A 6,012-nucleotide genomic window follows, 5' to 3' on the forward strand; every position below is an offset into this window, starting at 1 on the left:
TTCGAGACCTCAGGGTGCAACGGCTTCCCCAGAAAACGCTGTTACTTTACAGTGTTGAGCAAGTTTGCTGCTCACTATTAATATACAAGGGTGCACCTGTGCACCGTCAACCACCCGGCCCACGGCGGCTAGCCGTCGCACAGCAAAAGCCGGTGCACAAGTGCACCCTACGCGGAGCGGAAGGGGTCAGGTCGCTAGCGACGAGTGATAAGTGGATGCTGCGAACTCCAGGGGCAGGTCGATAATAATGAAAGATGTGTCTAAACTGATGAGGTGAAGGTGTGACAACCCCGGCCCAATTGCGGGCGTAACACAATCGAAGTGGTTGTCATTATTCGTGTCGATTCGTGGTTTGAATCAACCACGGGGCGGCTGCTTCGCTGCTGGTTTTGATAACCATGAATGATTAATGATATTTGGTGCTACATATTATGATAGCGTGAGACGAAACGGTATTGAAATTCCGGTTTTATATCGGCAGCATACCGGGCAGTTGCTGTGCAGCCGTGTCGAAGGTATAGATACCGATCAGTGGTGTCGGTCGGGTTTTTGCCATTAGCCTGGCTTTCCTGGCAATCAGGGCATCTGGAAAGTCAGCCTGTTTGCCATCGATGGTATCGGCTTTCCGGTAATCATTCAACGCCTGCCAAACAGTTTGGTTGTTTTCAAAGCAAATACCCGATTCTTCAAGCAGTGCCTTCAAGACGTGGATCAATTCGGCCTTTCCAAGCTGATATTTTTTACCCTTCAGCGTCCAGATCGTTTCAACCAGGACCACGTCGGGGATAAGAATGGTCGCGTGTGAGGTAATCAGCTGTGCAGCTTTAGGGGACTGTTCCGGATCGTCCTGCAATAAATACCGCAGCAAGACATTGGTATCAAGTGCAATCATACGATAGCGCTCTGCCGGGATTCCTCGTCGCTGATATCAGATTTCGGTTTGACGCTACGCAATAGTCCGTAGGCACGGCCCGGCATCTTTTTCACAAGAGTTAAATGTCCCTCGTAAATAAAAATCTCAACTTCATCACCGGGGCGAATACCCAATGCCTGACATTGATCAACCGGTAAAGTGATCTGACGTTTTGCACTGACTTTGCTCATATTCTTTACTTATTAAAAAAAATAAAGAATATGATGATGGTAGAAGATTGTCAACTGGGGTTTCACTGTTTGTAGAGAACAAATGTACGGAAGGGGTCAGGTCGCCAACGACGAGTGATAAATGGATGCTGCGAACTCCAGGGACAGGTTGATAATAAAGAAAGATGCGTTTGTGCTGGCAAGGCGAAAGCGTGACAACCGGCCCAATTACGGGCGTAACCCAACCGAAGTGGCTATCATTATTCGCGTCCATTCGTGTGCATTCGTGGTTTGAATCAACCACGGGTAGGCGCGAATATTCGGTGATGGGCTTGCGCAAGTTGCTGGGCCGAGCTGAAATGGTGAGGCGACGGCGGTGCTGGATGGCCACGGCCCGTTGGGCCTCGCCAAGACGGGTTGTGGGTGGTGGATTCATCCACCGAAACCGTCTTTGTGAGCGCATCGAAGCCCAATCCGGCCCAACGTCAACCCGGCCTTGATGCCGGCCATCTCGCCAGGCAGGCAGCAGGGTAATAATCGCCAGTAGTATCCATTCACCTGTTTTGCGCTATGTTGAACTGAATCCGCCATGTGTTAGCATGGTCACGCATCTGGCGGATCACCCTGCGGACATCCTCCCGGTCAGGTGGCACGGCAACATAGCGAGAAGCTATTTGGAAATTTCTATTTTGAACCCATCTCATCAATGCCATGACCTTGGCAGCGATGCAGGGTCGCCGAAAAGCGTCTGGATGGCCGCGGCCCGTTGGGCCAGACCATGACGGCGATAAAGGTATGTGCGGCTGCCGTTTTTTACTGCCCCGTCTTTGCGAGCGCAGTGAAGCAATCTTGATGTATATGGGTAACATTGGGCCATGAATAAACAACCGACAATCCTGGCGATCGATCAGGGCACAACCAGTACCCGCGCGATTTTGTTTTCTGCCGAACTGAAGGTGCTGGGTATGCAGCAAAAATCACTCACGCTGCATTATCCGGCCAAGGGCTGGGTCGAGCAGGATCCGGAGGCCATATGGTGCGATACGCTGGAGGTCTGCCGCCGGCTGCTGGATTCCAATCGTGGCACGGCTGCATCGATTGCGGCAATCGGCATTACCAATCAACGCGAGACAACCATTATATGGGATCGCAACAGTGGCAAGCCTGTCTGTAATGCGATTGTGTGGCAGGACCGGCGGACAAGTGCTTATTGCGAGCAATTGCGCGCACAGGGGCATGAGCCGATGGTATCGGCCAAGACCGGGTTGCTGTTCGATCCTTACTTTTCTGCCAGTAAAATCGCCTGGATACTGGATAACGTCGAGGGTGCGCGTGCCCGCGCGCGGCGTGGTGAATTGGCCTTTGGTACGGTGGATTGCTATCTGCTGTGGCATTTGACGGGCGGCCGCGTGCATGCCAGCGATGTGACGAATGCAGCCCGCACACTGTTATTCAATATTGTCGAGCAGAAATGGGATGATGAATTACTGACGCTGTTCGATATCCCGGCTGCTATTCTGCCCGAAGTGAGAGACAATGCGGCCGGTTTCGGCGTGACGGATCGTGCGTTGTTCGGGCGTGAAATTCCTATCGGTGGCATGGCCGGCGATCAACATGCTGCGTTGATCGGGCAGGGATGCTTCAGGCCTGGCATGGTGAAGTCGACCTATGGCACGGGTTGTTTTGCGCTCATGAATATAGGCACCGGCTTTAGGCGCTCGCATCACCGCTTGCTGACCACACCCGCCTACCGGCTGAATGGTGAAATGACTTATGCCATAGAAGGCTCGATTTTTGTTACCGGTGCGGCGATCCAGTGGTTGCGGGATGGATTGGGTTTTTTTCAGGATGTCGCTGACAGTGAGGCGCTGGCGCTGAGCGTGCCGGATAGCAATGAAGTCTATTTCGTACCCGCCTTTACCGGACTGGGCGCACCCTATTGGCGGCCGGATGTGCGTGGTATGATCAGTGGTCTGACTCGCGAGACAAGCAGGGCGCACATTGTTCGCGCGGCTTTGGAGGCGCAGGGCTACCAGACTCGGGATCTGATTGCGGCAATAGAAGAGGATGGCAATCATGAGGCGGCAATACTCCGCATCGATGGTGGACTGGTTGCCAACCGGTTTATGTGCCAGTTTCTGGCCGATATGCTGAATAAACCCGTGGAAGTGCCAGAGGTGACGGAAGCTACTGCACTGGGTGCAGCATGTCTTGCCGGGCTTTATGCGGGGTTGTTTCCACGGTTGGAGGCGGTCGAGCGCCATTGGCGACGTGCCAGCGTCTATACGCCCTCCATGCAGGAGGATAAAAGAGCACGGCTTTATGCTGGCTGGCAAACTGCTGTTCGGGGGTTGCTGTAAGGGCTGGTTAATGAATAACTTGCGTATGCCCAAGTTATTCATTAACCAGCCCTTATTGGATGTGCGATACATTAAAACAGATTAATCACTTTTCTATATCATGCTAATGAATGTTCCCAATTTCCTGACATGGTTGCGTATCATGGCCATACCGCTGTTTGTCGGGATTTTTTATTTACCTGCTGACTGGCTGTCGCCAGCTGGGCAAAATCTGGCTGCCACCCTGGTTTTTGGCGCCGCCGCCCTGACCGACTGGCTGGATGGCTATCTGGCCCGGGTGCTCAATCAGACCTCCGCATTCGGCGCTTTTCTCGATCCAGTGGCGGACAAGCTGATGGTTGCGGCAGCTTTGATTGTGCTGGTCTACCTGGAACGGCTCGATGCGCCGATTGCGTTGATCATCATCGGGCGTGAAATTACGATTTCTGCATTGCGGGAATGGATGGCACAGATCGGTAAATCCAAAAGCGTAGCAGTCTCTTTTCTGGGAAAAATAAAAACCGTCTCGCAAATGATCGCTATTCCATTGTTGCTTTACCATGAGAAGATAGGTGACTATTTTGATCCGCAAGTCGTGGGCACATGGCTGATTTATCTGGCCGCGTTTCTGACCTTGTGGTCTATGGTCTATTATTTAAAAGCGGCGATGCCGCATGTGATCCACCATCGTTGATGAAATCAGCGATCGAAATAATAAGGTTGAAAACATGAAATTCATATGGATTGGGCTGTTGGCACTTATGTCTGCCAACAGCTATGCCCAGATACCGCCAGGCATGGATGGCGCGCAAATGCAGGAAATGATGCGGCAGATGCAGGGCTTTCAGGCCTGTATTGAAAAAATCGATCGATCGGAATTGAAAGCATTCGAGCAAAAATCGCATCAAGTCGGCACAGAAATTGAAGCGTTATGCCGGGCCGGGAAACGACAGGAAGCTCAGGAACGGGCGTTGGCATTCGGGATGGAGGTTGCTGGGCATCCGAGTATGCAGCAAATCAAGGCATGCAGCCAACAGTTTCAAAGCCTGATACAGCCGCCGCAGTTCTATGGCTTGCAGGAAGAAGCCGGCGAAAGTGACCGGCATGTATGTGATGACTGATGATTCAGAGCGTTGCGGCCAATGGGTGGGATGGCGCAGCCTCGGAATCGAATAAACCTATGCCCTGTGTTCCGGAAGCGGCCTGCTTCCGGGTTCAGCGCATCCCAAACAGATCAAAAAAATCGGTGGAAGCGGATTGTGCCAGCAATTTCTTTTGTTCTTTCAGCCAGGTTTTTAGGGTCTGGTCGTCCTGTATCCGCTCCAGATCCAGTTCCATCTCGCGTATCGCCTGTTGGAGGGACCATTCCGTTTGTTTGAGGTTGCGAGTCAGTGTCGTCTTGGTCAGCGGATCATAGGGCATGAGATCAAATTCCTGGAGCGCTCTCTGGCGGCGCGTGTGTAATTGGTTTTCGAGCGCTTTGATCTGCTGCTTGAGTAACACAGTCAACGAAGCGATTTTTTCCTGAGCCAATTGGGCAATCGATTCTTGGGTGGTTAACTCCATGTGCAGTTGGATTTTTAGCAGAGTGACCAGGTCGCGGCTTTCATAGGCCTTGTTGGCCTCACTCATTAGCTCAGTCTTATGGGCGCGCTTTTCAGGATTATTTTCCCGGTCGGGATGCAGCATACTAGCAAGCTGACGGAAGAGTTTGCGTAGCATGCTGTCGGCTTCTTGCTGCGTTTCCTCCGCCTTGACTTGGGTGCTGGTTTTTTTTCTGCGCCGCTGCTTTTGTTGACGTTGCTCCTCTTCTGCAGCGTCGGCCTCTCGCAACTGTTTCAGGCTGGCATGCAGTAAGTCGTCGATATTGTCCAACGGTTCGTCCTCGGATGGAGAGAAGTCGAACATGTCTTCCATCATGGCCCGCATATCGTCGCACATGTTCTGCTGTTTTTGTGCGAGACTTTCGGTGCTGTACTGGTCATGGAGGTGCCGCATTTCCTCGTCGCCCTCGATTGCAAGCGTCTGGCTGAAATGGCAAAGTATGGTTTTGGCGTCGCGTTTGAGCGCAGCGCTCAAACCTTTGCCTTGCAGCCTTGCATGCAGCCAAAGCACCAGTTCGCGAATAAGATTGGAATGGCGCTCTTGTAATGGCGACAGCGTGAGATGGTATGCTGGCCGATGTGCGTCACAAAGCGTTTCAATCTTTGCCAGTTGGCTCTTAAGATTATCGATCCGCTTGAGCAAACGGTTGAAACGTTGCTGATCCGGCGAAAGACGGCCATGTTGTGAGGTCAGTTGGAGCGCAGTGCTTGCAATTTCTTCCTGAGATGTGTCAGGTGCCTGTTCGGGAAACAGATTCTGTTGCTGGGGCATAAAATTTATTTGGCTATCTGGCGTGGGTGACAATATTGGATGCAAATGGCAGCGCAACACTGGTCCAGATGCGATGTCATATAAAAGTGTGAAGTGTGACCGAAGTTTGTACAGTTTAGTTTATTAGTCCGAAGTAAGGTTAAAACCACCGCCTTTAAGGCGGTAAGATTTATCTTTTAAAATTTTGGACGTACCATGATGCTAAAAGTAGGGG

6 protein-coding genes are annotated in these 6,012 nt (G+C 51.8%); 3 read left to right on the forward strand and 3 right to left on the reverse strand.

What is annotated here, in order from left to right; genetic code table 11:
• Window positions 1-469: 469 nt before the first annotated feature.
• On the reverse strand, window positions 470-892 hold the full coding sequence (locus BLV85_RS13980; protein ID WP_090415844.1) for a type II toxin-antitoxin system VapC family toxin: 423 nt from the start codon (window positions 890-892) through the stop codon (window positions 470-472).
• Complete coding sequence (locus BLV85_RS13985) at window positions 889-1,104, reverse strand: AbrB/MazE/SpoVT family DNA-binding domain-containing protein (RefSeq protein ID WP_090415845.1); 216 nt, start codon at window positions 1,102-1,104, stop codon at window positions 889-891. Before BLV85_RS13985 ends, BLV85_RS13980 begins: the two co-directional genes overlap by 4 nt.
• Before the next feature lie 854 nt (window positions 1,105-1,958).
• Here BLV85_RS13985 and glpK point away from each other — a divergent pair.
• The 3 genes from glpK (at window position 1,959) to BLV85_RS14000 (ending at window position 4,543) form a co-directional block, all read left to right on the forward strand.
• The gene (gene glpK, locus BLV85_RS13990) at window positions 1,959-3,443 is read left to right on the forward strand and encodes a glycerol kinase GlpK (RefSeq protein WP_090415846.1); all 1,485 of its coding nucleotides are present in this window, start codon (window positions 1,959-1,961) and stop codon (window positions 3,441-3,443) included.
• A gap of 100 nt (window positions 3,444-3,543) precedes the next feature.
• A complete protein-coding gene (pgsA, locus tag BLV85_RS13995) occupies window positions 3,544-4,116 on the forward strand; it encodes a CDP-diacylglycerol--glycerol-3-phosphate 3-phosphatidyltransferase (RefSeq protein WP_090415847.1) in 573 nt (190 codons plus the stop codon).
• 34 nt (window positions 4,117-4,150) lie between these two features.
• The gene (locus BLV85_RS14000; RefSeq protein WP_090415848.1) at window positions 4,151-4,543 is read left to right on the forward strand and encodes a hypothetical protein; all 393 of its coding nucleotides are present in this window, start codon (window positions 4,151-4,153) and stop codon (window positions 4,541-4,543) included.
• A gap of 94 nt (window positions 4,544-4,637) precedes the next feature.
• Here the strand turns inward: BLV85_RS14000 and BLV85_RS14005 are convergent, their stop codons facing one another.
• The gene (locus BLV85_RS14005; protein WP_090415849.1) at window positions 4,638-5,798 is read right to left on the reverse strand and encodes a J domain-containing protein; all 1,161 of its coding nucleotides are present in this window, start codon (window positions 5,796-5,798) and stop codon (window positions 4,638-4,640) included.
• Between the last annotated feature and the right edge of the window lie 214 nt (window positions 5,799-6,012).

This window comes from Nitrosomonas halophila (assembly GCF_900107165.1).
GTDB classification, from domain to species: domain Bacteria; phylum Pseudomonadota; class Gammaproteobacteria; order Burkholderiales; family Nitrosomonadaceae; genus Nitrosomonas; species Nitrosomonas halophila.

Coding starts and splice junctions, on each gene's coding strand:
- pgsA (WP_090415847.1), top strand. CDS start 3,544: ATGCTAATGAATGTTCCCAATTTCCTGACATGGTTGCGTATCATGGCC.
- glpK (WP_090415846.1), top strand. CDS start 1,959: ATGAATAAACAACCGACAATCCTGGCGATCGATCAGGGCACAACCAGT.
- BLV85_RS14000 (WP_090415848.1), top strand. CDS start 4,151: ATGAAATTCATATGGATTGGGCTGTTGGCACTTATGTCTGCCAACAGC.
- BLV85_RS14005 (WP_090415849.1), bottom strand. CDS start 5,798: ATGCCCCAGCAACAGAATCTGTTTCCCGAACAGGCACCTGACACATCT.
- BLV85_RS13980 (WP_090415844.1), bottom strand. CDS start 892: ATGATTGCACTTGATACCAATGTCTTGCTGCGGTATTTATTGCAGGAC.
- BLV85_RS13985 (WP_090415845.1), bottom strand. CDS start 1,104: ATGAGCAAAGTCAGTGCAAAACGTCAGATCACTTTACCGGTTGATCAA.